We start from the raw sequence: 24,374 nt of genomic DNA, 5'->3' as shown, positions 1-24,374 counted from the left end.
TCCGCTTTCCGCCAGAGAGGCCATCTCACCGGAATTCTAGTGCCGGTCAGCTCCGCCGTCCGGGTTAAGACCTTCGGACAATCTGGTCCGGTCCCATGCATTATACGCATAAATACGGAGGTCGTGAATGAGTATTCATGGCGAATCAAGGGATTTGATCTGCCGCAATGCACAAAACGGCCGCCGACCTCTGAGAACGATCGGCGGCCGAGGTGGGGAGCTTGCCGATGAGTCGGCTCAGGTCCCGTTGCGCTTCCATTGCAGCAGGTTGGCCGGGAAATCAGCGGCCGACCGCTTGAGCGGGCTGGGCGGGGGCAACCGAGGCGGATTGGGGTTCGGCTCGACCGCCTTGCGGTACAGATGCCAGGTGGCATGGCCGAGCAGCGGGATCACCACCGCGAGCCCGAGGAAGGCCGGCACCGAGCCCACCACCAGCAGCAGCGCGACGATGACGCCCCAGGCGGCGATCGGCAGCGGGTTGACCGCGACCACCCGGAGCGAGGTGGCCATCGCGTCGCCGATCCCGGCATGCCGGTCCAGCATCATCGGGAACGCCACCACGCTGAGGCACAGCGCCGCCAGGGCAAACAGGAATCCGACGCCGCAGCCGACCAGGATCAGGCTCCAGCCTTCCGGCGTGGTCAGCACGCGCCGAGCGAAGTCGGGGATCGCAGCCGCCGGCGCATAGCCGAACAGCGCGACGTAGATCGCCTGCGCCGCCGCGAGCCACACCAGAAACAGCGCCAGCAGGATCGCGCCGAAGCCGAGCATTGCGCCGAGCGAGGGTGACCGCAGCACCGCCAAGGCATCCGATGCGAAGGCCGGTTCGCCAAGTTCGCGGCGCCGGCTCAGCTCATACAGACCGAGCGCGGCGAACGGGCCAAGCAGCGCGAAGCCGGCAGCGAGCGGAAACAGCAACGGCAGCACCGCGTAGCCTTGCACCAGCCGCGCCAGCACCAGGCCCAGCACCGGATAGATCAGCACCAGCATCACGGCGTGGCTCGGCACCGCCTTGAAGTCCTCCCAGCCTTGCCGGAGCGCGGCGCCGAGATCGGCAAAGCCGATGCGGTGGACTGCGGGGGCGGCCTCGTCCGCAGCGATGGCGGACGGAGCAGAAGAATAGGTCGTAGCCATGCGTAGCGTCCTCCCATGTTCGACAGTGGTGATCACCGGCCGTTACGCCAAAACGGCGGGCCGGGCGCTTCTTGCGCGGAGACGAACGATCAGAAGGAGCCAGACGCGAGAGCAACGAACGAACTGGTCCTGTGACCCGAGCTTGCCGCGACCTGTGAAGGTATCCTAACGCCGCTCAGCTCCGGTCGTTGCTCAAGCTTTGGTGAGCGTCGATGCTGCAATGCGAACTAATCGACGGATCGCTGCGCGTGCGCTCCATCGTGCTGGCATGTGCCGCAGGCTGATCCGCGCGCGGAACCCAGATGCCTCAGCGCTGTTGATGCGGACGGTGCGTGGCATCGCAACAGGGGTGAGACAGCATGAGCATTTTCGGCAAGATCATGAGCGCGATTTTCGGCGATAGTGCCGCTGCGGAGCCAGGTGGCGCAGCCGCGCCAGCGCCGGCACCGGCAACGACCGCTGGCGCAGGCACCGCGCCGGCGCCGACTGCACCGCAGCCGACGGCCGCACCGTCGGTCGATGTTGCGCCGATCCTCGACAAGGCCGTCAAAGCCAAAGGCGAGAAGCTGGAATGGCGGACTTCGATCGTCGATCTGATGAAGGCGCTCGATATCGACTCCAGCCTGTCGGCCCGCAAGGAGCTCGCCAAGGAGCTCGGCTATAGCGGCGACATGAATGACTCGGCGTCGATGAACATCTGGCTGCACAAGCAGGTGATGAGCAAGCTGGTCGCCAACGGCGGCAAGCTGCCGCCCGAGATCAAGCACTGATCCCACACGCCATCTTGGTTGGTCAGCCGTGCCGCTCGGTCGCGGCACGGCATGGCCGCGCCGGATGCGTTATGACTCGAAGATCCGAAACACAGCGCTTGTGGTCACCAGCAGCTTGTCACCGGCGAGTGCTTCGGCGTCGATGAAGGCGAGGCTGCGCGACAGCTTCTTCATGGTGGTGCGGCCGGTGATCCATCCGCCCGGCTCGATGGTGGCGATGAAGCGGCTGTCGAGCGACACCGTCGCGCAGCGCCGCTGGCCCGCCAGCACCACCGAGAATCCCAGAATGGTATCGAGGAAGCCGAGCAGCGCGCCGCCGTGCAGCACGCCGTTGGGATTGCCGTGGCGATCGTCGCTGAGGAAGCCGAACTCCGGCTGGCTGTCGCCGCTCTGCCGCCAGTAATACGGGCCGTTGGTGCCGATATAGCCATCCTGAACGGCGAACGGTTGAAAGCCCGGCGGCGGTGACACGGTCATGGGCGGCTCCTGCGCGGAGCGCGGCCGCAGGAGATCACAGGATTGGACCGGCGGGCCGCGCGCGGTGGAACCGATGCCACAGCGCGCGGCGGCGGGCAATCGCCGGACCGTAGCAAACGGTCCGGCCAAGTCCTCACGCCGTGAGGTCGGCGTATTCCGGGTGAGCGTCGAGATAGTCGGCGACGAAGCCGCAGCCGGCGCTGACCTTGGCGCCTTCGGCGCGGATCAGATCGAGCGCGCCGCGCACCAGATTGGAGGCGATGCCGCGGCCGCGCAGTGGCGGCGGGGTCTCGGTGTGGGTGATGACGACGCGGCCGCCGGTGCGGCGATAATTCGCGAATGCAACCTCGCCATGGGCGTCGAGTTCGAAGCGGTTCAGCGCCTTGTTGTCGCGCACGTTGGCCGCGGCTGTGGTCCCGCTCATAGCGTCTCCTCGTGTTCAATGTCCGGCGCGCGGCAGGAGCCGTGTGCCGTTGGCTGTCAAGGTGATGCCGGCCCCGTTGAAATCAAGGGGACGGCGAGGTGGCAAGCGCGGCGTCGTTGCGACGCAGGCCACGATGGATTGGTGTGGAGGGTAAGGCCACACCGCGCTGCGCCGCGCAACCCGGACAATCCCGGAGGCGACGGCGTTCAGGTGCGTGCGTCACCGCACCAGGATCGTGATGGCGCGGAGCTGCAACGCCGGCAGCTTCGATTAGTTCTTCAGCGACGCCTCGAGCATCTGCCGCAAAGACCACGCCTGACCGTCGACACTGCCGCGGATGTCGTCGATCCGCCATGACGTGCCGTCGCGCACCAGCTCGTAACGGATCACGCCGTCGGCGGCGACCTTGCGCGACTGACTGCCGATCAGCGCCACCGCCAGCGTCGCGCGCGCGTCGTCCTGGCTCTCGGTCTTGATGACGAACGATTTGATGTCCGGGTCCTGCGAATTGCTCACGGGATCGAAATCGATCGGCCCGATCTCGCCCTGTGGCACCTTGGCCTCGGCCTTGTTCCACAGCGCCGCCAGAGACTTCGACAGATACTTGCCGCGCTCCTTGGCGTTGTTGACGAAGGCGCCGCCGGCATTGTCCTTGGCGGCCGCCTTATAGAGCCGCGTCAGCAGGGCCGCGGGATCGGCCGTGGCCGGTTTGGTGGCAGACGCGACGGCCGGCTGGGCCGGAGCCTGCGCAAGCGCGGCAGCGGGCAGGGCAATAGTGGCGGCGAGGCAGGCGAGTGAAGCGAAGGCGGAGCGGCGGGTAAGCATGGCGGGTCCTGTCGGCAGCGAGGATCGCGGCACCGGCTCAGTCGCGGCCCTCATCCGGAATATTCAGCACGGTGCCGCACGCCTTGCAATGCACCGCGTCGGCATCGTGGCGCTGCAGCCCGCACACCGGGCAGGGGAAGCGCACCTTGTTCGGGCTGATCAGCGCCCGCGCCAGATTGAAGAACAGCGTGACACCGAAGATCATGATCACGACGCTGATCATTCGCCCCAACGTGCCGGGCAGGGTGATGTCGCCGAACCCGGTGGTGGTCAGCGCGGTAACGGTGAAGTACAGCGCGTCCGCGTAGTTGGCGATCTGCGGATTGCTGAACCGCTGGGTCTCGAACACGATCGCCGTCATCACGAAGATGAACACCGCCAGCCGCGCCACCGCGATCACCACCTCCTCGTGGTGACGGAAGAAGGCGCTGTCGCTGCGCAGCCGGGTCAGCATCTGATAGTCCTGGAACGCGCGCAGCGTGCGCAGGATGCGCAGGAAGCCGGCGCCCTCGCCGGGCAGCGGCGCCAGGAACGAGCCGATCGCCACCAGGTCGGTCCAGGTCGCGAGCCGGCCGAATTCCCGCATCGGCCTGCGGCTGGCATAGAGTCGCGCCAGGAAGTCGACCAGGATCAGCACGCCGAACCCGGTATCGAGCGCCTCGACGATCGGGTTGGGCGGCAGAAACGACGTGCCGACGATGAACAGGATGGTGACGACGTCGAACGCCAGCAGGCCGTAGCGGAACGCCACCCCACGCGGCGTCGCGCCGTCGTACAGCCGCCGAACGGCGAGTCGGACATCGTGCAGCGTCATGGCCGATTATTGGCCTTGGAGGGGCGGTGAAGGCAATGGGGCGGAGTGGCCAACGGATCGGCGACGCCCAATTACACTGCGTGCAGGATGAGGACGACGGAGTGCTTTACTTCCCGCAATTCCAGACCGGCCCGATTGGCGTCTGGGTCCAGCACGGCCCGAAGCTGCCGCCATTGTAGCGGCCGCGATAGAAGCCGGCGCGGCCGAGATAGCGCCATTCGCCGCTCCAGGGGCCGTTCCAGCGATAATAGTCCGGTGTCGGGTCGATGTACCATGGCCGCTTTGGCCGCAGCAGCGCGCGCTGCGCCGGCGACAGCTTCTGCATGTACAGCGGCACAGCATTGTTCGGCGGCTGCACATAGCCGGGCAGGAAGCCATACCCCTGCGCCCGCTTGGCGTGCTTCTTGTGCGAAGCGGCCGAGGCGGCGGCGGGGAGCAGGGCGAGAGCGGCGGCGAGCGTGAGGGAGGTGAGGCGGAGCATGAGGGGAGTGTAGACGGGAGGAGGCGGGAGGGCGAGACACATTCGGGTAGGGGGAGCGATGCGCCGTAGCCCGCATGAAGCGAAGCGGAATGCGGGGCTCTATGAATGATCCGCCCGCCCCGGCTTGCGCCTCGCGCAACCGCGCTCCGCTGGCTGACAATGGGCACCGTGAATGCTAGGATTTACGAGGAGATCACCGATGTCAGACCTGCTCGCACGCATCACGATTGATCCGAATGTGCTCCACGGCCGCCCCTGCATTCGCGGCATGCGGATCAGCGTCTCCGACGTATTGGCGCAGCTCTCGTCGGGAGCGTCGCGCGACGATGTCCTGCACGACTATCCGTATCTGGAAGACGCGGATATCGACGCGGTGCTGGCCTTTGCAGCAAAGCAGGCGGATCACCCCATCATCGCGGCGGAATGAGCCCGCGCTTCATAATCGATGCCCAACTTCCGCCGGCGTTGGCGGAGGCGTTCAGGCGTGCCGGTTTCGACGCCGTTCACGTGGCAGATATCGGCTTACTTTCCGGGACCGATCATCAGATTTGGCGAGCGGCAATTGCTAAGTCGGCGGCCCTGGTGACCAAAGACCGGGACTTTCTGATGCTACGTGCTGCTACCGACAGTGGGCCTACGGTGGTCTGGATCAGATCGGGGAATGCGAGCAATCGCGACCTGATCGAACTGGTCACCGGTGCGCTGCCCGCGATCCTCGCCGCGATCACACGACAAGAAGCGGTGATCGAGGTGTCGGCTCGTCGCTGATCAGGTCGAGATCGGCTTCAGTTCGAAAATGCGGCCGTACTTTGCCGCCTCGGCCAGGTCGCCGCGTCGCAGGGCCGATCGAACCGCCTCAAGCCTACGTACGTCGTCCGGCGAAAGGTAGGGCGCCCACGCGCCTTCCTCGCCGCGCGCGACAGTGACTTCGGCTGCGTAGCGGCCTTCATGGATGAATTCGAGCCGTGTCCGGGGCATCACGACGGTCCTCGTGAAGAGCTCCCACAATCTGAGAGGGCGACCTGTAACCCGCATGAGCGAAGCGATATGCGGGAGCGCTCAGGTCCCGGGTATCGCTTCGCTCACCCGGGCTACGCTTGCTGCCATCTGATGCACCTTGCAACCCTCAAACATCTTCGCCGTCCATTCCGCTTCGCGAGCCTCGTATTCTGCCTTTACCTTCTCGATATGCGATAATCGCTGTTCTAATATTTCACGCGGCTTCCGATTTCCGATGTCTTGCCCTTGAATACTGTACCGAGTTCGTAAATCATTCGCTAGTTGCAGCGCTACCAAGCCCAACCGAGCGTATTGGATAGAACGCTCCCAGAAATATTCTGAATGATCTGGTGGATTCGAGATCTCCGACGCCACGAAGCTGATAGTTTGGTTGGCTACGACAATTTCATTCGGCATCGTCAATATCCGGTACATCAGTTCCGTATCGACAGCGCGCCAGTCGACATCGTCCGGCGGGATCAGCTTGGGAAGCGATGTGTTCGACACAAACTCGCCCTCTGGTGGACTTGGTACCCCTTCATCGTGAGCGACCTCTACGCAACCGCTAACGAATGGGTCTAGAATGCAAACGACTCTAATGGCGATGTAGCGTGCATTGCGCTCCAATTCTTCGACCCGGAGAGTGCGGTCCTTTAGCAAGCCGAGCCAGTGGCCGAACCAAGTCGTTCCAAGAGTAGCGACAACGCTAACTGCGGCAGTGACAACGATCGTCCAGGTGTTTTGCATAAAGCCTCCTTAGGTTAGGCCACCGATCCTGTCATTGCCTTAAGGCAATTCGGGTCCGGCCTCAGCTCAAGCCCACCGGTCGCTTGGCTCACCCGGGCTGCCGCCTGTAGTCCGCAGGAATGGCGCGGACGATTGCCACTATCATTTTAGTCGCCTTGGACATCATTTGTAGTGGATGCGTTCTTACATTTGAGGATCAAATCGAACCCATTCACGCAGTCTCTGTGCAGAACGCATGAAATTGGCTCATTCAGCCCGACAGGAAAATAGTTCAGCTCTGCGGTAGCAGCATCGATCGTTTCTGTGCGGAAATAAACAGGCCGAAACGAGTCTGGATCGCAATCGATGGTCAAAGTCCCAAGGTGCTCTACCACGGGAATATCTAGAATATGGCCGTGAACGACAGTTCCAACCCCAAGCTTCTCAACGTGTCTGACAATAAACGGCAGCCATCGATCCGTCTCGAAACGCCCGGGCTTCACGCGAAGCTTTGGTCTGCCCGATCGTGAATATACCGAGTACTTCTTCGAGTTGTCAGTGCATGCATGCTTAGGCCAAGGAGGGCCAAGTTGGTTGAAGTATGCGCCGCCGCCATGTCGCCCGCGAATAAAATAGACTGGTGCGCGGCATTCCGGGCACCGTGCAGTCGGTCCCTTTAAGGCTCTCCGCGCTGTCCTTGGGACCCATCCGTGCCACTCGGGTGGGTTGAAGCGCTGATGTCCGCCTCTAAAATTACATCTGCAATCTGATGAATGGTGATATCCGTTGCAGGCCATAAGACCCTCTTCAAATTACTCCGCCGCCTCGTCCGCCTTCCTTTTCCGCGCCGCCTTCACCGGCGGCTTCTTCTCCAGCACCGGCTTCAGGAACTTCCCCGTGTAGCTGCGCGGCGCCTTGACGATATCTTCGGGCGGGCCCCAGGCGACGATTTCGCCGCCGCCGTCGCCGCCTTCGGGGCCGAGGTCGATGACCCAGTCGGCGGTCTTGATGACTTCGAGATTGTGCTCGATCACCACCACGGTGTTGCCCTGTGCGACGAGCTCGTGCAGCACTTCGAGCAGCTTGGCGACGTCGTGAAAATGTAGCCCGGTCGTGGGCTCGTCGAGGATGTAAAGCGTGCGGCCGGTGGCGCGCTTGCTGAGTTCCTTAGCGAGCTTGACGCGCTGGGCTTCGCCGCCGGACAGCGTGGTGGCCTGCTGGCCGACATGGATGTAGTCGAGGCCGACACGCTGCAGCGTCTTGAAGGTTTCGCGGACGCGCGGCACCGCTTTGAAGAACTCGGCGGCTTCCTCGACCGTCATGTCGAGCACGTCGGCGATCGACTTGCCTTTGAACAGTACGTCGAGCGTCTCGCGGTTGTAGCGCTTGCCTTTGCAGACGTCGCAGGTGACGTAGACGTCGGGCAGGAAGTGCATCTCGATCTTGATGACGCCGTCGCCCTGGCAGGCCTCGCAGCGGCCGCCCTTGACGTTGAACGAGAACCGGCCGGGCTCGTAGCCGCGCGCCTTGGATTCCGGCAGGCCGGCGAACCACTCGCGGATCGGCGTGAACGCGCCGGTGTAGGTCGCGGGGTTCGAGCGCGGGGTGCGGCCGATCGGCGACTGATCGATGTCGATGATCTTGTCGATGTGCTCGAGGCCTTCGATGCGGTCGTGCGGGGCCGGCGGCTCGGAGGCGTTGTTCAGCTTGCGGGCGATCGCGCGATACAGCGTGTCGATCAGTAGCGTCGACTTGCCGCCGCCGGAGACACCGGTGACGCAGGTGAACAGGCCGAGCGGAATCTCGGCGGTGACGTTCTTCAGATTGTTGCCGCGAGCATTGACCAGCTTGATGGTGCGGCGATGGTTCGGGGGCCGCCGCTCCGGCACCGGCACGTCAAGTTCGCCGGTGAGATATTTGCCGGTCAGCGACTTCGGATTGCGCATGATCTCGGCGGGCGTGCCCTGCGCGACGATGTGGCCGCCATGGACGCCAGCGCCGGGGCCGATGTCGAGCACGTAATCGGCGAGGCGGATGGCGTCCTCGTCGTGCTCGACGACGATCACGGTGTTGCCGAGATCGCGCAGCCGCTTGAGGGTATCGAGCAGCCGGGCGTTGTCGCGCTGGTGCAGGCCGATCGACGGCTCGTCGAGCACGTAGAGCACGCCGGTGAGGCCGCTGCCGATCTGCGAGGCGAGGCGGATGCGCTGGCTTTCGCCGCCGCTCAATGTGCCGGACGAGCGCGACAGCGTCAGATAATTGAGGCCGACGTCGAGCAGGAAGCTGAGGCGGTCGCGGATCTCTTTGAGGATGCGGACGGCGATCTCGCTCTGCTGCTTGTTGAGCACGTCCGGCACCTTGGCGAACCAGTCGCCGGCCGCCTTGACCGACAGCTCGGAGACTTCGCCGATATGCTTGCCGCCGATCTTGACGCACAGCGCCTCGGGCTTGAGGCGATGGCCGTGGCAGGCGTCGCACGGCACGTCGGAGAAGTACTTGCCGAGCTCCTCGCGCGCCCACTCGCTCTCGGTCTCGCGGAATCGGCGCTCGATATTGGTGACGACGCCCTCGAATGGTTTCTTGGTGTCGTAGGAGCGGACGCCGTCTTCGTAGGAGAATTTGATTTCGTCGTCGCCGGAGCCGTGCAGCAGCACGTTCTGGACCTTCTTGGTCAGGTCCTTCCACTTGGTGTCGAGCGTAAACTTGTAGTGCTTGCCGAGCGCGGTCAGCGTCTGCAGGTAGTATGGCGAGGACGACTTCGCCCAGGGCGCGATCGCGCCCTTGCGCAAGCTGAGCTCCTTGTCGGGCACCACGAGATCGGCGTCGATGTGCTGCTCGATGCCGAGGCCGCCGCATTCCGGGCAGGCGCCGTACGGGTTGTTGAACGAGAATAGCCTGGGCTCGATCTCCGGAATGGTGAAGCCGGACACCGGGCAGGCGAACTTCTCCGAGAACAGGATGCGTTCGGCACCGCTCTTGTCGTGGATCTTTGCGACCTTCTTGTCGGCCTTTTTCTTTTTGCCTTCGACGTCGTCATGGCCGGGCTCAGCCGCCGGCGGGGCGGCGGGCGCGTCCGCAAACTCGATCACCGCCAGCCCCTCGGCAAGCTTCAGCGCGGTCTCAAAGCTCTCGGCGAGGCGCTGGCCGATGTCGGGACGGACCACGATGCGGTCGACCACGACGTCAATGTCGTGCGGGAATTTCTTGTCGAGCGTCGGCGCCTCGGCGAGCTCGTGAAACGCGCCGTCGATCTTGACCCGCTGGAAGCCCTTTTTCAGCCAGTCGGCCAGCTCCTTGCGGTACTCGCCCTTGCGGCCGCGGACCACCGGCGCCAGCAGATACAGCCGGGTGCCTTCCGGCAGCGCCAGCACGCGGTCGACCATCTGCGACACCGTCTGGCTTTCGATCGGCAGGCCGGTCGCGGGCGAGTAGGGCACGCCGACGCGCGCCCAGAGCAGACGCATGTAGTCGTAGATCTCGGTGACGGTGCCGACGGTCGAGCGCGGGTTCTTGGAGGTGGTCTTCTGTTCGATCGAGATTGCCGGCGACAGGCCGTCGATCTGGTCGACGTCCGGCTTCTGCATCATCTCAAGGAATTGCCGCGCATAGGCCGAAAGCGACTCGACGTAGCGGCGCTGGCCCTCGGCATAGATGGTGTCGAACGCCAGCGACGACTTGCCGGAGCCGGACAGGCCGGTGAACACCACCAGCTTGTCGCGCGGGATGGTGACGTCGACGTTCTTGAGATTGTGCTCGCGGGCGCCGCGAATGGTGATGGCGGTTCGGCTCGAGGCCGCGGGGGTCTGACGCTTGGCCTTGATCACTTCGTCCATGCGGGTGTCCAGACGCGCGACAACGCGCCGGTTGGGGCGCGCGCCGGAGCGTCCGGGGCTGGCGCCGGTTGGGGCTGAGCCTGGAACATAGGAAGAACGCGACGCGATTGCCAGAGGCTGGGCGCCTCCATCAACCGGATTGTTGGCGATAACGGTGAGGCGGCTGGTTCCGCTCAGGCCGAGCCGGGGCGATCGCTTCTCCGCGGTCCGCCGCGGCCGACGTGGGGCTGCTGTATCGGTCCGAACGCAAAAAGGCCGACGCGAGGCCGGCCTTCCGCAAGCGCGATTGAAATCAGCCGCCGCGAAGCTCAGTAGCGCGCCACGATCGGGCCGCCCCAGCGATAGTTGATGCGGGCGGTGACGACGTCGACGTCCTGCTTGATGTGGGAGACGTTGGTTACGTTGGCGGCGACCGGCGAGAAGGTGAGGTCGCGGCCGCCCATGAACAGGTGGTCGTATTCGACGGCGAACGACCAGTTCGGGGTGAAGCCGTATTCGAGGCCGGTGCCGACGGTCGCACCCCAGCGGGTCTCGCTGGCATCGTCGTTGAAAGCGCCGGTCGCGGTGATGAACCGGGTGTACTTGTCGCTGGTGACCGCAGCACCGCCCTTCACGTAGAGCAAAGCGTTGCTCCAGGCGTAGCCGACGCGAGCGGTGAACAGGCCGAACGCGTCGACCTTGGTCTGATTGGTGCTCGCACCGCCCCCGAGCAGGTTGACGTTGGAGCCCTTGAAGTCGGCCCAGTTGCCCTGTGCTTCGACGCCGAACACCCAGGTGCTGATCTGCCAATTGTAGCCGACCTGGCCGCCGGCCGTGCCGCCCGAGGCGTCGTGGCAACCCTCGCCAAGTGCCACTGCCGGAGTCGCGGTGGTGCCGAGATAATCCCAGCAATTGCGGCTGGTGCCCCAGCCGCCGTTGGCGCCGACGTAAATGCCCGACCAGTCGTAAACCGCCGCAATGATCGGCGGTGCCTTGGTGTACGGACGAGCCGCGAGATCGGCAGCCATCGCCGGCGCAGCGCCCAGCGCAATTAAAACGACAGTCCCCAATAGAAATTTCTTCATTGCAATCCCCCCGGTTGGTCTGTGCTTCACCGGCTCTCGGTCCGCGGTGTGTCCCCCGTCGCGGACCGAGACGCGCGAGCGCCCCTCTGAAATTCCACGTGACGACCATACACGCTATGCGAGCAACGCGCCGTCGCTGAAATGCAACACCCGCGAGTGAAGTGTGATTCCTAAAACCATGGATAGGTCGCCTAAGATAGGTGCGCGTAATTGCGGGTCACCGCGAGCTATGGTCGCCCGACAGCCACGGCAGGCCGGGTGACATGCGGACGCTCCAGCGCGATTGAAATTTGCACTTCACTTTGGAACAAAAATAGAACAGACTGGCCGAGATCGCGCCGGTGGATAAATCTCATCGGACGGGCGTTTTCGCTCGTGGACGTATGGGCGTAGCGGCGGCGACAGCGTAATCGCTTGAGGCTGGGACGGCTCGCGCCAGCTTGGGCGCGACCGCAGCGGCGGAGCAGGACGGCGGGCGGTCGCCGGCCGGTTGCGGAGCCGCTCAGTCAGTATGGTTTTAAGAGGAGACGTCGATGGCGGGTAGCGTGAACAAGGTGATCCTGGTCGGGAATCTCGGTGCCGATCCGGAGATCAAGCGGACCCAGGACGGGCGTCCGATTGCCAACCTGCGGATTGCCACTTCCGAGTCCTGGCGCGATCGCGCCACCGGCGAGCGCAAGGAAAAGACCGAGTGGCACCGCGTCGTGATTTTCAACGAAGGGTTGTGCAAAGTCGCCGAGCAGTACCTGAGAAAAGGCGCGAAGGTTTACATCGAAGGCCAGCTGCAGACACGCAAATGGACCGACCAGAGCGGCGCTGAGCGCTACAGCACCGAGGTTGTACTGCAGAACTTCAACTCGAACCTGACCATGCTCGACGGCCGCAGCGGCGGCGGTGGAGGTGGTGGCGGCTATGGCGACGACAATTCCGGCGGCGATTTCGGCTCCAGCGGACCGTCGGGCGGCGGCGGCGGACGCCGGCCGATGCCGGTTAGCAGCGGCGGCGGCCGCAGCGACATGGACGACGACATTCCGTTCTAAGCCCACCGTTCTCAGTCATTCCGTTCCGGCCGCGCCCGGCGGGGATGGGATACGAGCCGACGGCCGCCGCGCCCCGATCGCGGCGGCCGTCGCCGTTTGTGGACCGAAGAGAGACAGGCTCAACCTGTCAGCAGCGCCCAGCCGAGCTGGAATTGGCTGAGGGCGAACAGCGTGCCGAACAGCCGCTGGTTATAGCGGGCGAGCCAGCGCGGCAACACCAGCACCAAAACTTCGCCCCACACGAAGACGCTGAGCCACAGCGCGGCCACCAGCTGCCCGAGCCAGACCGTCACCGGGATCGCCAGGATCGAGGACGCAAAGAACGCCCAGATCGCGGTGTGCAGCAGTCGCACGGCGGTGAGGGCGCGCGCGTCGCCTCGCCCACGTGCGGCTGGTGGCGTCATGGCGAGGCTTCGTCGTCAGGCAGGCGGCTCGCCAGGATCTTGTCGATCCGGCGGTGATCGAGGTCGAGGATTTCGAACCGCCACCCTTGGAAGTCGAACTTGTCGCCGACGGCCGGCAGCGCGCCGAGGTGGGCCAGCACCAGGCCGGCGACGGTGTGATAATCGCGCGGCGTCGGCACCAGAATGCCGAGCAGATCGCCGAACTCGTCGACCGGCATCCAGCCGGCGATCAGATATGAGCCGTCGTCGCGGCGCACTGCCGCCGGCTCCGGCGGACCGTCTTCGGAGCTGAACGCGCCGACGATCGATTCCAGGATATCCGCGGTGCTGACCACGCCCTCGAAGCCGCCGAATTCGTCGTACACCAGCCCCATATGCACCGAGGCGTTGCGCAGCATCAGCAGGGCGTCGCGGGCATCAGCCGAGGCGGGGATCACCGGTGCGTCGCGGACCAGCGCGCGGAAGTCCGGCGTGTCGCCGCGCAGATAGATCTCCAGCACGTCCTTGGCCTGGATGATGCCGATCGGGTCGTCGCGATCTCCGTCTGTCGCGGGCAGCCGCGAATGCGGGCTCTCGACGAAGGCAGCCCGGATGAGCTCCGGTGGATCGGACACGTCGATCATGTCGACCTCCGGCCGCGGCGTCATCACCGCGCCGACCGGGCGGTCGCCGAGCCGCATCACGCCGGCGATCATCTGCCTCTCGCCCGGCTCGAGCACGCCGGCGGTCTCAGCCTCCAGCACCAGGCTATGGATCTCCTCTTCGGAGATCTTGTCCTCGGGCTCACCGCTCTGGCCGAGCAGCGCCAGCATTGCCTTGCCGGAGACGTCGAGCACCACCACCACCGGCAGCGAAATCTTGGCGAGCAGCGCCATGGCCGGCGCGACCTTCACCGCAACGGCTTCGGGGTCGCGCAGCGCAAGCTGCTTCGGCACCAGCTCGCCGACGATCAGCGTCGCGTAGGTGATCAGCGTCACCACCAGGCCGACGCCGATGATATCGGCGAACGGCACGCCGGTCGCTGCCAGCCAGTCGCTCAGGCGCTGGCCCAGCGTCGCGCCGGAGAACGCGCCGGACGCCACGCCGACCAAGGTGATGCCGATCTGGACGGTCGAGAGAAAACGGCCCGGATCTTCGCTCAGCTTGAGCGCCTGCCGGGCTCCGCGAACGCCGCGCTGCGCCAGGATTGAGAGCCGCGCCGGGCGAGAGGAAACGATCGCCAGTTCGGACATCGACAGCAGACCGTTGACGACGATCAGGACGACAACGATTGCCAATTCCACCGAGAGCATGATGCTCGCGCGACCCCCTGCATTGTTTTCGTGCAAGCATAGATAGGAAGCCGCGGCCGGAATCGGAACCGGGAGGCGTTATTTCGTCGCTTCGGTCGCCTTGGCCTCGTTCCACAGCGCGTCCATCTCGGCGAGCGTGGCGTCGTCGGGCGAGCGGCCCTGTGCCGCCAGCGCCTGCTCGATATAGGCGAAGCGGCGCTCGAATTTGGCGTTGGCGCCGCGTAGCGCGATTTCCGGGTCGGCATTGGCGTGGCGGGCAAGGTTGACCAGCGCGAACAACAGATCGCCGGTCTCTTCGGTAATGTGCGCCTGATCGCCGCGGTCCAGCGCCGCCTCGATCTCATCGGTCTCCTCGCGGATCTTCGCCAGCACCGCGCGCGGATCGTTCCAGTCGAACCCGACCTTGGCGGCCTTGCGCTGCAGATCCATCGCCCGCGACAGTGCCGGCTGGCCGGATTTGACGCCGGCCAGCACCGAGCTGGACGGCTGCTCGGTGAGGCCACGGCGGGCGGCGCGCTCGGCCTTTTCCTCCGCCTTGATCCGGTCCCAGACGCCCTCGACATGCGACGGCGTCAGATTGCCCTCGGCATCGGCAAACACATGCGGATGGCGGCGGATCATCTTGCGGGTGATGGCCTCGACCACGTCGCCGAACGCAAAGGCGCCGCGCTCTTCGGCGATCCGTGCGTGGAACACCACCTGCAACAGTAGGTCACCCAGTTCTTCGCGGAGGTCGTCGAGGTCGTGGCGGGCGATCGCTTCGGCGACCTCGAACGCTTCCTCGATGGTGTAGGGCGCGATCGTCGCGAAATCCTGCTCGAGGTCCCAGGGACAACCGGTCACCGGGGTCCGGAGCGCAGCCATGATCTCGATCAGGCGGGCGATATCGCGGGAAGGGGTCATGGCGCTGGTCCGGGGCAGGAGGAAGTCCCGTCTCCTATGCCGCAACCGGGGCCGCCATCCCAGCGAAAATAGCGCAGGATTTGGCGCGCCCGCCGCGCGGTGCTACAGCCATGCGCATGACCGACCATTCATCCGACAAGACCGCGCTGGTGCTGTTCTCCGGCGGGCAGGACTCCGCGACCTGTTTGGCCTGGGCGCTGGCGCGCTTCGCCCGCGTCGAGACCATCGGCTTCGATTACGGCCAGCGGCATCTGATCGAATTGGAGTGCCGCGCGCGGCTGCTCGACGGTTTCCGCGCCATCAGCGACGACTGGGCCGCCAAGCTCGGCGACAATCACACCCTGACAATCCCGACGCTGGCACAAATCTCCGACACCGCGCTGACCCGCGACGTCGCGATCGCGATGGGCGCCGATGGCCTGCCGAACACGTTCGTGCCCGGCCGCAATCTGATCTTCCTGAATTTCGCGGCAGCGCTGGCGTATCGGCGCGGCATCACCGACATCGTCGGCGGGATGTGCGAGACCGATTACTCCGGCTATCCGGACTGCCGCAACGATACCATCCAGGCGTTGCAGACGGCGCTGTCGCTTGGCATGGCGCGCGACATCACGCTACACACACCGCTGATGTGGCGCGACAAGGCCGCCACGTGGCAGCTCGCGCAAGAGCTCGGCGGCGATGCGTTGGTCGATCTGATCCGCGAGGACTCGCACACCTGCTATCTCGGCGAGCGTGGGGCGCGTCACGATTGGGGCTATGGCTGCGGCGAATGTCCGGCATGCCGGCTGCGTGCCAAGGGCTGGATCGAGTACGCCTCCGGCATCTGATCCGTACTCTTTCGTATCATCGAGCCGCAACGGTGCGCGTGCTAAAGCTGGCGTCTCGACGCTACGGACATGCTCGCCATGCCGCGCTCCTTCGTTTCGATCCGCCGCCGCCAGATTCTCCAAGCGATCGGCGCGGCGCTGACCATGCCTGCTGGGACGGTGCGGCTCGCCGCCGCGCCCGGTAGCGCCGCGGCGGCTCCCAAGCCTGAGAAGCTGGCGCGACTCAGCGCCTTCTTCGATCATGAAGTTTCGTCCGGAAAGCTGCCGGGTGCCGTGGTGCTGATCCAGCAGCACGGCAAACCGGTGTATCTGCAGTGCTTCGGCTGGCGTACCGCCGCGCGGCGTCACCGGATGACGCCGGATACGATCTTTGCGCTGCATTCGATGACCAAGCCGATCACCAGTGTCGCGGCGATGATGCTGATCGACGAGCACCGACTTGGATTGCAGGATCCGCTCGCGAAGTACATTCCGTCGTTCGCGCACGTGAAGGTCGGGATCGAGACTGTCGAAGACGGCAAACCGGTGCTGAAGCTGGTCGATCCGGATCGGCCGGTGACGATCGAAGATCTGCTGCGCCACACCTCGGGAATGACGTACGAATATATCGGCGGCGAACTGATTATGGCGGCGTATCAGCGGGCAAACCTGTTTGCTGGCCGATTCGACAATGCTGAGTTCGCGGAGCGGATGGCCCGGCTGCCGCTGGCGCGCCAGCCCGGCACGCTGTGGCGCTACGGCCATTCGACCGACGTGCTTGGCCGTGTCATTGAGATCGTGTCGGGCGAGCCGCTGTACGATTTCCTCAAGCACCGGCTGTTCAATCCGCTCGGCATGACCAGCACCAGCTTTGTGCTGCGAACCGAGGCGGAGCAGGAGCGGATGGCCGCGGTGTTTCCCACCGATACCGTGCTGGCCGATGCCGAGCGGCAGCGCCGCGCGCATCCGGAATGGCAGTCGGGTGGCGGCGGACTGTTGTCGACCGTCACGGACTACGCGCGGTTCGCCCAAATGTTGCTGGAAGGTGGTGAACTCGACGGCCGCCGCTATCTGAGCCCTGCGGCATTCAAGATAATGACCACCGATCAGATCGGTCCCGGCTCCGGCGTCGAGCGCGACTACTTCTATTTTCCCGGCGACGGCTTTGGGTACGGCTACGGTCTGGCCGTGCGGGTCGAGCCGGGTGAGGCAAATCCGCCGGCGCCAGGCTCAATCGGTGAATTGAAATGGGACAGCGGCAGCGGCACCTATTTCGGCGTCGATCCGTCGCTCGACATGATCTACATCCTGATGCAGCAGACCGAGACTGAACGCGGCCGGGTGGTGCCGATGTTCAAGAAGCTGGTTTACGACGCCTTCGCCGTCAGCGACTGAACCAGCGAGCGGCCGCCCGTATAGGTCGACCACGCCGACAGCGCCATTCGGCCTTTCAGCGTCAGCGCCTTCTCCAGCACCAGCAGCGGCTGCGGCTCGCAGCCGAGCTGCTTCTTGTAGTCGTAGCCTCCGGCGCCGAGATCGAACTGCTCGATGCCGTTGTCGATCAGCCAACGGATGATCTCGCTGGCGAGCACAATGCCAGGCGATCCACGGCTCCATTCTGCGCGGGCGTTCGCGAGCCGCACCGTCGTGCAGCTCTGCCGATGCAGCAGGCTGTAGGCGACCGCGACGACGGAATCGCCGGATTCCATCACCGACAGCATCGCCTGTCCGCGCGAAAACACCTCGCGATAGAACCGCGCATAAGCCGGCCGGTCGAGTACGTAGCGCTTGCCGAGCGCGGCGATGCGCGCGCGCTGAAACTGATCGAGCTTGCCGAACAGCTTTGCGGTGTCGTCGCCGGGCGAGGTGATCATCCGAACCCGCACGCCGCCGAGCGCGTCGAGAGTGCGATGGTGCTGGCGCAGCGCCTTGCGGAATTTGCGCGGACGCGACTCGAGATAGTCGTCCCATGAGTGCGGCAGCGTGGTGACGTTGCGCACTGTCGAAGAGGGCGTGGATGCGAGTAGCGCCAGAGGATTGACCTTGCCACCCGCGGTCAGCGGCAGGTTGCACAGCCGCACCACGTCGACGTCGGGCATCGCCGCCAACGCGGCGGCGAAAGCCGCGGCGGCCGCTTCCGGCGTCGAGGGGGCGGCGGGGCCGAGCAGCGGCACGTTGTAGTCAGACACCGAGAGGTCGGCGAATTCGACCAGCGCCACGCCGCACACCCGGCGGATCACCAGCGGCAGCAGCATCGCGATCTCGTCGCGGAAGCTGTCGCGGACGGTGATCAGCAGCGGCTCGGCGGACGCGGAAGGCCCGAGCAGTCTCAGCCAGGCGTTCAGCCAGTCGGTAGATTGAAACGGGGTGATCGCCGCGGAGGGGCCGAGTGCCGCGGCGCGTTGCAGAAACAGTTCGGAGTCGCAGGTCGCTTCGGCGAGATAGCGGCCGGCGGCATTTGCCGCCCACCGCATCGGTCGATCAAAATCGATCTGCGCCATCACCCAACTCGCTGCCGCCGCAGCCTCGCCATCCGCGATCTGTCGGCAGGCTGCAGATTAGCGCCGATCGGTTCGGTTCTCGTTGACGTCAATGACGCACAGACCAAACTTGTCGCATCAGCGTTAACGCGGCGGTGACTCAGCCGCCGAAAACGCTTCTGACTGTGAAAAATCGCCGGGCTGCAACTCGATCGGATGGCCGTGCGGGGTCCGATCGGCGGCGCGGTCCCAGGCGTCGCGGTATTGATGCTGGGTCGCGAGGCTGGCGACGCCCTTGGCCGCGACCATCTGTTCCAGCGTCGCGAGCCAATGGCGGTAGTAGGTGTCACCGCAGTCGGGATCGCCGTCGGCCTGGGCTCGGCGGATCTCGGCGGACAACGCCGCCGCCCATTCAGGCCAGGTGAACAGGCCGCGGCTGTGCAGCGTCACCGCCATTGCAAAGGCGTGGGCTTCCCAGGGCTCCCGGAACACGGGGCCGTCATCGTCGCGGGGCAGGCCCGGCACGCTGCGTGCCGCGATCGCCGCAGCCTCGGAATGGCCCCTCATCACGCCGGCTCCAGATAAGAATCCCAGGCATCGACCGAGACCCGTGAGGTCGGGTCGGCATCGTCGCCCCACAATTCGCGTGCTGCGAATGCCACCGTGTACAACCATTGCGGCTGCTCGCCGCCGCCATGCGCGTGGCTGTCGGGAAATACATGCGCGCCGTGCACCAGTTCGATCGTGCCGACCCGGCCGCGGACGTAGCGTGGCAGCCGGATATGGGTTCGTGGATGCAGTTCCTTGGCGCGGACCCGATCGCCGACGCCGAACCGGGCAGGGACCGCGGCTTCACGTTCGGTCGGCGCGCCCCGCGCCAGCGTCGGGGCGACGTCCGCGGCCGAGAGCACCGACACATGCTTTGCCGGATGCAGCGGGCGGCCGGCGGCGATCTCGTCTGCGGTGACAAGGCCGCGCTCGGCCATCAGCGTTTCGAGGCCCGCGAGCCAGAGCTGATAGTAGCTCTTCGACAGATAATCGATCGGCGCACGGTTCTCGCGGGCGAACCGCGACATGTCGATGTTCCAGCCGCCGGGACGTCCCATCGCCAGCGTCAGCGCGAAGGCACGGCGCTCCCACGCGGCATGAAACAGCGGCTCATCGCTCTCGGGCATCACCGGCCCGAAGCCGTCCATGCCGCCCATGTCGTGTGCGCCGTTCATTCCGTGATCTCCGCGGGCGTGCGAGCAAGGCCTGTGCCGATCATGCTGTCGCGGGTGACGAGGTCGGCGAGCTGTTCTTCGCTGAGATCGTCGCTGCCGACCGGACGCATGGGAATGACTAGGTAACGGATTTCCGCAGTTGAATCCCACACCCGGATCGACGTGTCCTGCGGCAGTGTCACACCGAATTCGGCCAGCACCGCGCGGGGTTCTTTGACCACACGCGAACGATACGGCGCCGATTTGTACCAGACCGGCGGCAGGCCGAGCACCGGCCACGGGTAGCAGGAGCACAGCGTGCACACGACCATGTTGTGGGTGGCCGGCGTATTCTCGACGGCGACGATGTGTTCGCCCTGGCGGCCGGTGTAGCCGAGCTCGGCGATCGCTGCGGTGGCGTCGTGCAGCAGCCGCTCGCGATACGCCGGGTCGCTCCAGGCCTTGGCGACCACGCGGGCGCCGTTGCGCGGGCCGACCTTGGTCTCATAGGTTTCGATCAGCTCATCGAGTGCCGCTGGATCGACATAGCCTTTTTCGGTGAGGATGGTTTCGAGCGCGCGCACCCGCAGCTCGGTCTCCGACAATTCGGAATGGTCGTGATCGTGGGGATGATGATGCTCATGGTCGGCCATGAAGTTGAGGATAGGCGGAAGTCGCGGAAGCTGTCGAGCCGGCCGTCTGCTAAGGCTGGTTCCATGCTTCCGCTGACCCGCGCCCTGACCGTTCTGCTGCTTGCCGTGATCGGGCTGGCTTTGCTGCTGTCGGGCGAAGCCTGGGCGGCGAACGGCGCCTACGCGGTCGATGCCACGGACATTTCCGAACTGGGTTCGTGCAAGCTGGAAAGCTGGTGGTCGCGAGCCACCAACACCGACTTTTCAGCAGTGGCGAACCCGTCCTGCGTGGTCGACCTCGGTCGTCCGTTCGAGCTGACGCTGCAGGCCAACCAGGCGCGCGCCGACGGCGACTGGAGCACGACACTGTCGCCGAAGCTCAAGACCGTCCTGGTGCCGACCGCGATCGGCCGGTTCGGTCTCGCGATCGAGGCGGGCGGCTCCTACGATGCAGCCAGCGGCAACAACACGGTCGCGTTCGTGACGCTGCCGGCGACCTACCGGCTGTCCGAGACGATGCGGGTCAACCTCAACGCCGGCTGGCTGTGGGATCGGATGATCGACCAGCACTATCTCAGCTACGGCGTCGGCTTCGACTGGAAGTTCACCGACACGCTGCAACTGACGCTGGAGGGCTTCGGCCCCTCAGGCGCGCCCGACGACAGCGCCGGCAAGATCCGGCCCCGCGCGCAGGCGGGCGTGCGCTGGCGGCCCAACGAGATCTTCTCGATGGACCTGATCGTCGGCCACAACATCACCGGCGAAAATGCCCGCTGGATTACCCTTGGCACCACGGTGCGATTTCCGGAAGCGTTCAAATAGCCGGCCCGCGGCGGGCAGAGACAGCGTGGCGCCGACTGCGCTAAGATGCCGGAAAAATCCGAGGAGGTTCCTATGATCACCACCGTCGTGCAGTTTCACATGGCGACGCCGATCAGCCTGGAGGAGGCAAAGAAGCGGTTCGAGAGCAGCGCGCCGAAATACCAAAAGCTGCCGGGCCTGATCCGCAAATATTACATTCGCTCCGAGGACGGCGCGACCGCCGGAGGCATCTACCTGTGGGAGAGCCGCGAGGCTGCCGAAGCCGTCTATGGCGGCGAATGGCGCGCTCGCGTCGCCGCTTTGTACGGCGCCGAGCCGGTGATGAGCTGGTTCGACAGCCCGGTGATCGTCGACAACGCCGACGGCGGCACCATCACCACCAGCGCGGCGGCCTGATCGCGCTCAGGTCCACATCCGCCGCATCCGCGAATTGATGTCCATACGCGGGCCGCGCTGCGACGCCGCTGCTGCGGCTTCAGGCGTGACGCGCGGCCAGCTGGTGCGTTCGAACAGCGGCAGCAGCCGCTCGGGGATGAACCGGGTGCGTGACGCATAAACGTGGCGATCGCCTTGGGCGTTCTGGCCGTGGGTGAAGAAACGCTGCGGCACCACGAGGTGCAGATCGTCCTTCGCCCGGGTCATCGCCACATAGAGCAGGCGGCGCTCTTCCTCGATCTCGGCCGAGGTGCCGGTGCCGAGGTCGGACGGCATGCAGCCATCGACGACGTTCAGCACGAACACCTGCTTCCATTCCTGGCCCTTGGCGGAATGGATTGTCGACAGGATCAGATAGTCGTCGTCGAGCGTCGGCACGCCGGCCTGATCGGAGGTCGCGTCCGGCGGATCAAGCGTCAGCTCGGTCAGGAAGCGCTCGCGCGACGGATAGCCCGAGGCGATCTGCGCCAGTTGCACCAGATCGGCCCTGCGCGTTTCAGCATCCTCATGAATGCGATCGAGATGCGGCGCGTACCAGATCAGCGCCCGCTCGATCTCGGCCGGCCACCCGGCATCGCCGCTGCGCAGCTCCTGGACCGCCTCGACGAAGCCGCGCCAGTCGGCGCCGGCGCGCGGCGGCGCGGGCAGGGCGGCCAGCGTGCCGAGCGGATCGGCCGCGGCCGTCATTGCATCCAGCGCCTTCTGCGCTGACGCCGGGCCGACGCCCTGCATCAGCAGCATCACCCGGAAACCGGCGACACGGTCGCGCGGATTCTGCACGAAGCGCAGCAGCGCCAGCATGTCTTTGACGTGCGCGGCATCGAGGAACTTGAGCCCGCCGAACTTGACGAACGGGATGTTGCGCCGGGTCAACTCGAGTTCCAGCGGCGCGGAATGCGACGAGGTGCGGAATAGCACCGCCTGCTGCTTCAGTGTCGCGCCGCCTTCGCGGGCGTCGAGCACGCGCTCGACGATGTAACGCGCCTGATCGGCTTCGTCGCGGACGCCGACCAGCAACGGCCGCGAACCTTCGGCCCGATCGGTCCAAAGGTTCTTGGTGAAACGCTCGCGCGCCAGATCGATCACGCCATTGGCGGCCGACAGGATCGCCTGGGTCGAGCGATAGTTGCGGTCGAGCGTGACCACGCGAGCGGGCGGATTGAAGGCCTTCGGGAAGTCGAGGATGTTGCGCACCGTGGCGGCGCGGAACGAGTAGATCGCCTGGGCATCGTCGCCAACCACGGTGAGGCCGGCGCCATCTGGTTTGAGTGCCAGCAGCACCCGCGCCTGCAGCGCGTTCGTGTCCTGATACTCGTCGACCAGCACGTGATCGAACCGGCCGCCGATCTCTTCGGCAAAGGCCGGCTCCTCCATCACCTGCGCCCAGTACAGCAACAGGTCGTCGTAATCGAGAACGTTGTGGCGCTGCTTGGCGTCGACATAGGCCGCGAACAGTTGCTTCAGCTCGGCGGCCCAGCCGGCGCACCACGGATAGTTCGCGCCAAGCACGACATCGAGCGGCTGGCCGGCGTTGACGCAGCGTGAGTAGATCGACAGGCACGTCGCCTTGGCCGGAAAACGGCTGTCGGTCTTGGAGAAGCCGAGGTCGTGGCGGACCAGGTTCATCAGGTCGGCGGAGTCTTCGCGGTCGTGGATGGTGAAGCCGGGATCGAGCCCGATCCGCTCGGCATAATCGCGCAGCAGCCGGGCGCCGATGCCGTGGAAGGTGCCGGCCCAATGCAGCCCGCCGCTCAGCGCCGAGGCGCGGTCGCCGAGCACCTTGCGGGCAATCCGCTCGACCCGGCGGGTCATCTCGGCGGCGGCGCGGCGCGAGAACGTCATCAGCAGGATGCGATACGGGTCGGCGCCGCCGACGACGAGATGCGCAACCCGGTGAGCCAGCGTGTTGGTCTTGCCGCTGCCGGCGCCCGCGATCACCAGAAGTGGCTGGCAGGCAGCTGCGCCAGCGCCGTGCTCGACGGCGCAGCGCTGCTCGGGATTGAGGCCATCGAGGATCGGAGCGGGCAAGGACACGAATCAGCGCCTGTCGGGTGAAGGATGGACGCTCCCAGATTCCTGCTTTGTTCGCAATCCCGGCTTGGCGCGGGTGTGACACACAGGTGTCCACGGCGAACTGTGCGCTCCGTAGCAAAAATGTCGCGCTGCCCCGGCTATGCTCCGCCATCCATTCGGCTATCCTCGGTTGTGGCGACCGCGGGCGGCCGCCTTGGCGATGGACACGACGCGCAAGCGTCACTGCAACAGGTGGGGAGAAGTTGATGGCAAGACGATCCATTCTGGTCGGAGCCGCGATCCTGGCGATGACCTCCGGCGCGGCCTCGGCGCTGGAGATCGACACGCTGGCGATCGAGAGCGGCAAGCTGGTGATCACCGGCAAGACCACCAAGGCCGGCCAGGAGGTCGAGGTCGTCGGCACCGGCGACAAGGCCAAGAGCTCGTCGTCGCGTCGTTTCAAATTCTCGCTGTCGGACGCCCCCGAGACCTGCAAGCTCGACCTGAAATCGGGGACCGAAACCCTGACCGGCCTGCTGGTCGCCAATTGCGGACCGCGCGGTCCGAAGGGCGAAGCGGGCGCCGCCGGCGCTCAAGGTCCGGCCGGCCCCGCTGGTCCTGCAGGCCCGGCGGGTCCCGCCGGTCCGAAGGGAGATGTTGGTCCTGCAGGTCCCGCGGGACCTGCCGGCCCGGCTGGTCCCTCAGGCGCCGTCGGCCCTGCCGGCCCGAAGGGGGAAGCCGGCGAAGCCGCGCCGAAGAACTGATCGAGCTTGCATGCGATCCGGCTGCGCGGCA

The 24,374-nt window shown here is 65.5% G+C and carries 27 protein-coding genes; 9 read left to right on the top strand and 18 right to left on the bottom strand.

From position 1 onward, the window contains the following. Positions 1-237: 237 nt before the first annotated feature. Positions 238-1,134, bottom strand: a complete 897-nt coding sequence (locus LRC39_RS14230) for a DUF2189 domain-containing protein (RefSeq protein ID WP_264073571.1) — start codon at positions 1,132-1,134, stop codon at positions 238-240. A 359-nt stretch (positions 1,135-1,493) separates the two neighbouring features. Here LRC39_RS14230 and LRC39_RS14225 point away from each other — a divergent pair, with 359 nt between their 5' ends. After that, the gene (locus LRC39_RS14225) at positions 1,494-1,904 is read left to right on the top strand and encodes a DUF3597 domain-containing protein (RefSeq protein WP_346294727.1); all 411 of its coding nucleotides are present in this window, start codon (positions 1,494-1,496) and stop codon (positions 1,902-1,904) included. Positions 1,905-1,973: 69 nt separating this feature from the next. On the opposite strand, the gene LRC39_RS14220 is transcribed toward LRC39_RS14225, so the two are convergent. The 5 genes from LRC39_RS14220 to LRC39_RS14200 all read right to left on the bottom strand — a co-directional run bounded on the left by LRC39_RS14220 (position 1,974) and on the right by LRC39_RS14200 (position 4,925). Continuing rightward, positions 1,974-2,381 (bottom strand): PaaI family thioesterase, encoded by a 408-nt coding sequence (locus LRC39_RS14220; RefSeq protein WP_107344732.1) that lies wholly within the window; start codon positions 2,379-2,381, stop codon positions 1,974-1,976. Between the two features lie 133 nt (positions 2,382-2,514). Then, positions 2,515-2,805: a GNAT family N-acetyltransferase gene (locus tag LRC39_RS14215; protein WP_107355737.1), complete on the bottom strand. Its 291-nt coding sequence runs from the start codon at positions 2,803-2,805 to the stop codon at positions 2,515-2,517. 270 nt (positions 2,806-3,075) lie between these two features. Continuing rightward, on the bottom strand, positions 3,076-3,630 hold the full coding sequence (locus LRC39_RS14210) for a DUF3828 domain-containing protein (protein ID WP_346294726.1): 555 nt from the start codon (positions 3,628-3,630) through the stop codon (positions 3,076-3,078). A 37-nt stretch (positions 3,631-3,667) separates the two neighbouring features. After that, a complete protein-coding gene (locus tag LRC39_RS14205; RefSeq protein WP_346294725.1) occupies positions 3,668-4,444 on the bottom strand; it encodes an ion transporter in 777 nt (258 codons plus the stop codon). Positions 4,445-4,550: 106 nt separating this feature from the next. Continuing rightward, entirely contained in the window at positions 4,551-4,925 is a 375-nt protein-coding gene (locus LRC39_RS14200) for a hypothetical protein (protein ID WP_346294724.1), read from the bottom strand. Positions 4,926-5,124: 199 nt separating this feature from the next. Between LRC39_RS14200 and LRC39_RS14195 the strand changes: the two genes are divergently transcribed. Together LRC39_RS14195 and LRC39_RS14190 are read left to right on the top strand one after the other, a co-directional pair. After that, on the top strand, positions 5,125-5,352 hold the full coding sequence (locus LRC39_RS14195) for a DUF433 domain-containing protein (RefSeq protein WP_013502391.1): 228 nt from the start codon (positions 5,125-5,127) through the stop codon (positions 5,350-5,352). Further along, positions 5,349-5,693: a DUF5615 family PIN-like protein gene (locus LRC39_RS14190; RefSeq protein ID WP_346294723.1), complete on the top strand. Its 345-nt coding sequence runs from the start codon at positions 5,349-5,351 to the stop codon at positions 5,691-5,693. The genes LRC39_RS14195 and LRC39_RS14190 overlap by 4 nt, the downstream gene beginning before the upstream one ends. On the opposite strand, the gene LRC39_RS14185 is transcribed toward LRC39_RS14190, so the two are convergent. The 4 genes from LRC39_RS14185 to LRC39_RS14170 form a co-directional block, all read right to left on the bottom strand. After that, positions 5,694-5,903, bottom strand: coding sequence for a hypothetical protein (locus tag LRC39_RS14185; RefSeq protein WP_346294722.1), 210 nt, complete (start codon positions 5,901-5,903; stop codon positions 5,694-5,696). A gap of 81 nt (positions 5,904-5,984) precedes the next feature. Beyond that, positions 5,985-6,671 carry a hypothetical protein gene (locus LRC39_RS14180; protein WP_346294721.1) on the bottom strand — a complete coding sequence of 229 codons (687 nt, stop codon included), beginning with the start codon at positions 6,669-6,671 and terminating at the stop codon, positions 5,985-5,987. Between the two features lie 791 nt (positions 6,672-7,462). After that, positions 7,463-10,483, bottom strand: coding sequence for an excinuclease ABC subunit UvrA (gene uvrA / locus LRC39_RS14175; RefSeq protein ID WP_346294720.1), 3,021 nt, complete (start codon positions 10,481-10,483; stop codon positions 7,463-7,465). A 308-nt stretch (positions 10,484-10,791) separates the two neighbouring features. Then, complete coding sequence (locus LRC39_RS14170; RefSeq protein ID WP_346294719.1) at positions 10,792-11,547, bottom strand: outer membrane protein; 756 nt, start codon at positions 11,545-11,547, stop codon at positions 10,792-10,794. 533 nt (positions 11,548-12,080) lie between these two features. On the opposite strand from LRC39_RS14170, the gene LRC39_RS14165 reads away from it, so the two are divergent. Beyond that, a complete protein-coding gene (locus LRC39_RS14165; RefSeq protein WP_107344726.1) occupies positions 12,081-12,587 on the top strand; it encodes a single-stranded DNA-binding protein in 507 nt (168 codons plus the stop codon). A gap of 119 nt (positions 12,588-12,706) precedes the next feature. Here LRC39_RS14165 and LRC39_RS14160 read toward each other — a convergent pair whose 3' ends face one another. From LRC39_RS14160 to mazG, 3 genes are all read right to left on the bottom strand, one after another. After that, on the bottom strand, positions 12,707-12,991 hold the full coding sequence (locus tag LRC39_RS14160; protein ID WP_346294718.1) for a hypothetical protein: 285 nt from the start codon (positions 12,989-12,991) through the stop codon (positions 12,707-12,709). Continuing rightward, entirely contained in the window at positions 12,988-14,283 is a 1,296-nt protein-coding gene (locus LRC39_RS14155) for a hemolysin family protein (protein ID WP_346294717.1), read from the bottom strand. The genes LRC39_RS14160 and LRC39_RS14155 overlap by 4 nt, the downstream gene beginning before the upstream one ends. A gap of 78 nt (positions 14,284-14,361) precedes the next feature. After that, entirely contained in the window at positions 14,362-15,186 is an 825-nt protein-coding gene (gene mazG / locus LRC39_RS14150) for a nucleoside triphosphate pyrophosphohydrolase (RefSeq protein ID WP_107344723.1), read from the bottom strand. 116 nt (positions 15,187-15,302) lie between these two features. Here mazG and queC point away from each other — a divergent pair, with 116 nt between their 5' ends. Then, positions 15,303-16,016 carry a 7-cyano-7-deazaguanine synthase QueC gene (queC, locus tag LRC39_RS14145; RefSeq protein ID WP_107346607.1) on the top strand — a complete coding sequence of 238 codons (714 nt, stop codon included), beginning with the start codon at positions 15,303-15,305 and terminating at the stop codon, positions 16,014-16,016. 78 nt (positions 16,017-16,094) lie between these two features. Beyond that, positions 16,095-17,390: a serine hydrolase domain-containing protein gene (locus tag LRC39_RS14140; RefSeq protein ID WP_346294716.1), complete on the top strand. Its 1,296-nt coding sequence runs from the start codon at positions 16,095-16,097 to the stop codon at positions 17,388-17,390. Here the strand turns inward: LRC39_RS14140 and LRC39_RS14135 are convergent. The 4 genes from LRC39_RS14135 to nthA all read right to left on the bottom strand — a co-directional run bounded on the left by LRC39_RS14135 (position 17,363) and on the right by nthA (position 20,330). Beyond that, positions 17,363-18,496 (bottom strand): GNAT family N-acetyltransferase, encoded by a 1,134-nt coding sequence (locus LRC39_RS14135; RefSeq protein WP_346294715.1) that lies wholly within the window; start codon positions 18,494-18,496, stop codon positions 17,363-17,365. The two genes, LRC39_RS14140 and LRC39_RS14135, sit on opposite strands and share 28 nt — an antisense overlap. Before the next feature lie 123 nt (positions 18,497-18,619). After that, entirely contained in the window at positions 18,620-19,042 is a 423-nt protein-coding gene (locus LRC39_RS14130) for a nitrile hydratase accessory protein (protein ID WP_346294714.1), read from the bottom strand. Further along, positions 19,042-19,698, bottom strand: coding sequence for a nitrile hydratase subunit beta (gene nthB, locus LRC39_RS14125; RefSeq protein ID WP_346294713.1), 657 nt, complete (start codon positions 19,696-19,698; stop codon positions 19,042-19,044). The genes LRC39_RS14130 and nthB overlap by 1 nt, the downstream gene beginning before the upstream one ends. Further along, positions 19,695-20,330 (bottom strand): nitrile hydratase subunit alpha, encoded by a 636-nt coding sequence (nthA, locus tag LRC39_RS14120; RefSeq protein ID WP_346294712.1) that lies wholly within the window; start codon positions 20,328-20,330, stop codon positions 19,695-19,697. Before nthA ends, nthB begins: the two co-directional genes overlap by 4 nt. Before the next feature lie 63 nt (positions 20,331-20,393). Here nthA and LRC39_RS14115 point away from each other — a divergent pair, with 63 nt between their 5' ends. Together LRC39_RS14115 and LRC39_RS14110 are read left to right on the top strand one after the other, a co-directional pair. After that, positions 20,394-21,131: a hypothetical protein gene (locus LRC39_RS14115; RefSeq protein WP_346294711.1), complete on the top strand. Its 738-nt coding sequence runs from the start codon at positions 20,394-20,396 to the stop codon at positions 21,129-21,131. 72 nt (positions 21,132-21,203) lie between these two features. Next, complete coding sequence (locus tag LRC39_RS14110) at positions 21,204-21,527, top strand: YdhR family protein (RefSeq protein ID WP_107357514.1); 324 nt, start codon at positions 21,204-21,206, stop codon at positions 21,525-21,527. Between the two features lie 6 nt (positions 21,528-21,533). On the opposite strand, the gene LRC39_RS14105 is transcribed toward LRC39_RS14110, so the two are convergent. Continuing rightward, the gene (locus tag LRC39_RS14105; protein ID WP_346294710.1) at positions 21,534-23,600 is read right to left on the bottom strand and encodes an ATP-dependent helicase; all 2,067 of its coding nucleotides are present in this window, start codon (positions 23,598-23,600) and stop codon (positions 21,534-21,536) included. Between the two features lie 245 nt (positions 23,601-23,845). Here LRC39_RS14105 and LRC39_RS14100 point away from each other — a divergent pair, with 245 nt between their 5' ends. Further along, a complete protein-coding gene (locus tag LRC39_RS14100; RefSeq protein ID WP_346294709.1) occupies positions 23,846-24,343 on the top strand; it encodes a collagen-like protein in 498 nt (165 codons plus the stop codon). The last annotated feature ends 31 nt before the right edge of the window (positions 24,344-24,374 follow it).

Source organism: Rhodopseudomonas sp. P1 (assembly GCF_039642825.1).
In the GTDB taxonomy this organism is placed as follows: Bacteria; Pseudomonadota; Alphaproteobacteria; order Rhizobiales; family Xanthobacteraceae; genus Rhodopseudomonas; species Rhodopseudomonas palustris_H.
This window is presented reverse-complemented; position numbering and strand designations above follow the sequence as displayed.

Excerpts from the sequence above, each read along its gene's own strand:
- LRC39_RS14230 (WP_264073571.1), bottom strand. The coding sequence starts at position 1,134 with ATGGCTACGACCTATTCTTCTGCTCCGTCCGCCATCGCTGCGGACGAG.
- LRC39_RS14225 (WP_346294727.1), top strand. The coding sequence starts at position 1,494 with ATGAGCATTTTCGGCAAGATCATGAGCGCGATTTTCGGCGATAGTGCC.
- LRC39_RS14220 (WP_107344732.1), bottom strand. The coding sequence starts at position 2,381 with ATGACCGTGTCACCGCCGCCGGGCTTTCAACCGTTCGCCGTTCAGGAT.
- LRC39_RS14215 (WP_107355737.1), bottom strand. The coding sequence starts at position 2,805 with ATGAGCGGGACCACAGCCGCGGCCAACGTGCGCGACAACAAGGCGCTG.
- LRC39_RS14210 (WP_346294726.1), bottom strand. The coding sequence starts at position 3,630 with ATGCTTACCCGCCGCTCCGCCTTCGCTTCACTCGCCTGCCTCGCCGCC.
- LRC39_RS14205 (WP_346294725.1), bottom strand. The coding sequence starts at position 4,444 with ATGACGCTGCACGATGTCCGACTCGCCGTTCGGCGGCTGTACGACGGC.
- LRC39_RS14200 (WP_346294724.1), bottom strand. The coding sequence starts at position 4,925 with ATGCTCCGCCTCACCTCCCTCACGCTCGCCGCCGCTCTCGCCCTGCTC.
- LRC39_RS14195 (WP_013502391.1), top strand. The coding sequence starts at position 5,125 with ATGTCAGACCTGCTCGCACGCATCACGATTGATCCGAATGTGCTCCAC.
- LRC39_RS14190 (WP_346294723.1), top strand. The coding sequence starts at position 5,349 with ATGAGCCCGCGCTTCATAATCGATGCCCAACTTCCGCCGGCGTTGGCG.
- LRC39_RS14185 (WP_346294722.1), bottom strand. The coding sequence starts at position 5,903 with ATGCCCCGGACACGGCTCGAATTCATCCATGAAGGCCGCTACGCAGCC.
- LRC39_RS14180 (WP_346294721.1), bottom strand. The coding sequence starts at position 6,671 with ATGCAAAACACCTGGACGATCGTTGTCACTGCCGCAGTTAGCGTTGTC.
- uvrA (WP_346294720.1), bottom strand. The coding sequence starts at position 10,483 with ATGGACGAAGTGATCAAGGCCAAGCGTCAGACCCCCGCGGCCTCGAGC.
- LRC39_RS14170 (WP_346294719.1), bottom strand. The coding sequence starts at position 11,547 with ATGAAGAAATTTCTATTGGGGACTGTCGTTTTAATTGCGCTGGGCGCT.
- LRC39_RS14165 (WP_107344726.1), top strand. The coding sequence starts at position 12,081 with ATGGCGGGTAGCGTGAACAAGGTGATCCTGGTCGGGAATCTCGGTGCC.
- LRC39_RS14160 (WP_346294718.1), bottom strand. The coding sequence starts at position 12,991 with ATGACGCCACCAGCCGCACGTGGGCGAGGCGACGCGCGCGCCCTCACC.
- LRC39_RS14155 (WP_346294717.1), bottom strand. The coding sequence starts at position 14,283 with ATGCTCTCGGTGGAATTGGCAATCGTTGTCGTCCTGATCGTCGTCAAC.
- mazG (WP_107344723.1), bottom strand. The coding sequence starts at position 15,186 with ATGACCCCTTCCCGCGATATCGCCCGCCTGATCGAGATCATGGCTGCG.
- queC (WP_107346607.1), top strand. The coding sequence starts at position 15,303 with ATGACCGACCATTCATCCGACAAGACCGCGCTGGTGCTGTTCTCCGGC.
- LRC39_RS14140 (WP_346294716.1), top strand. The coding sequence starts at position 16,095 with ATGCCGCGCTCCTTCGTTTCGATCCGCCGCCGCCAGATTCTCCAAGCG.
- LRC39_RS14135 (WP_346294715.1), bottom strand. The coding sequence starts at position 18,496 with ATGGCGCAGATCGATTTTGATCGACCGATGCGGTGGGCGGCAAATGCC.
- LRC39_RS14130 (WP_346294714.1), bottom strand. The coding sequence starts at position 19,042 with ATGAGGGGCCATTCCGAGGCTGCGGCGATCGCGGCACGCAGCGTGCCG.
- nthB (WP_346294713.1), bottom strand. The coding sequence starts at position 19,698 with ATGAACGGCGCACACGACATGGGCGGCATGGACGGCTTCGGGCCGGTG.
- nthA (WP_346294712.1), bottom strand. The coding sequence starts at position 20,330 with ATGGCCGACCATGAGCATCATCATCCCCACGATCACGACCATTCCGAA.
- LRC39_RS14115 (WP_346294711.1), top strand. The coding sequence starts at position 20,394 with ATGCTTCCGCTGACCCGCGCCCTGACCGTTCTGCTGCTTGCCGTGATC.
- LRC39_RS14110 (WP_107357514.1), top strand. The coding sequence starts at position 21,204 with ATGATCACCACCGTCGTGCAGTTTCACATGGCGACGCCGATCAGCCTG.
- LRC39_RS14100 (WP_346294709.1), top strand. The coding sequence starts at position 23,846 with ATGGCAAGACGATCCATTCTGGTCGGAGCCGCGATCCTGGCGATGACC.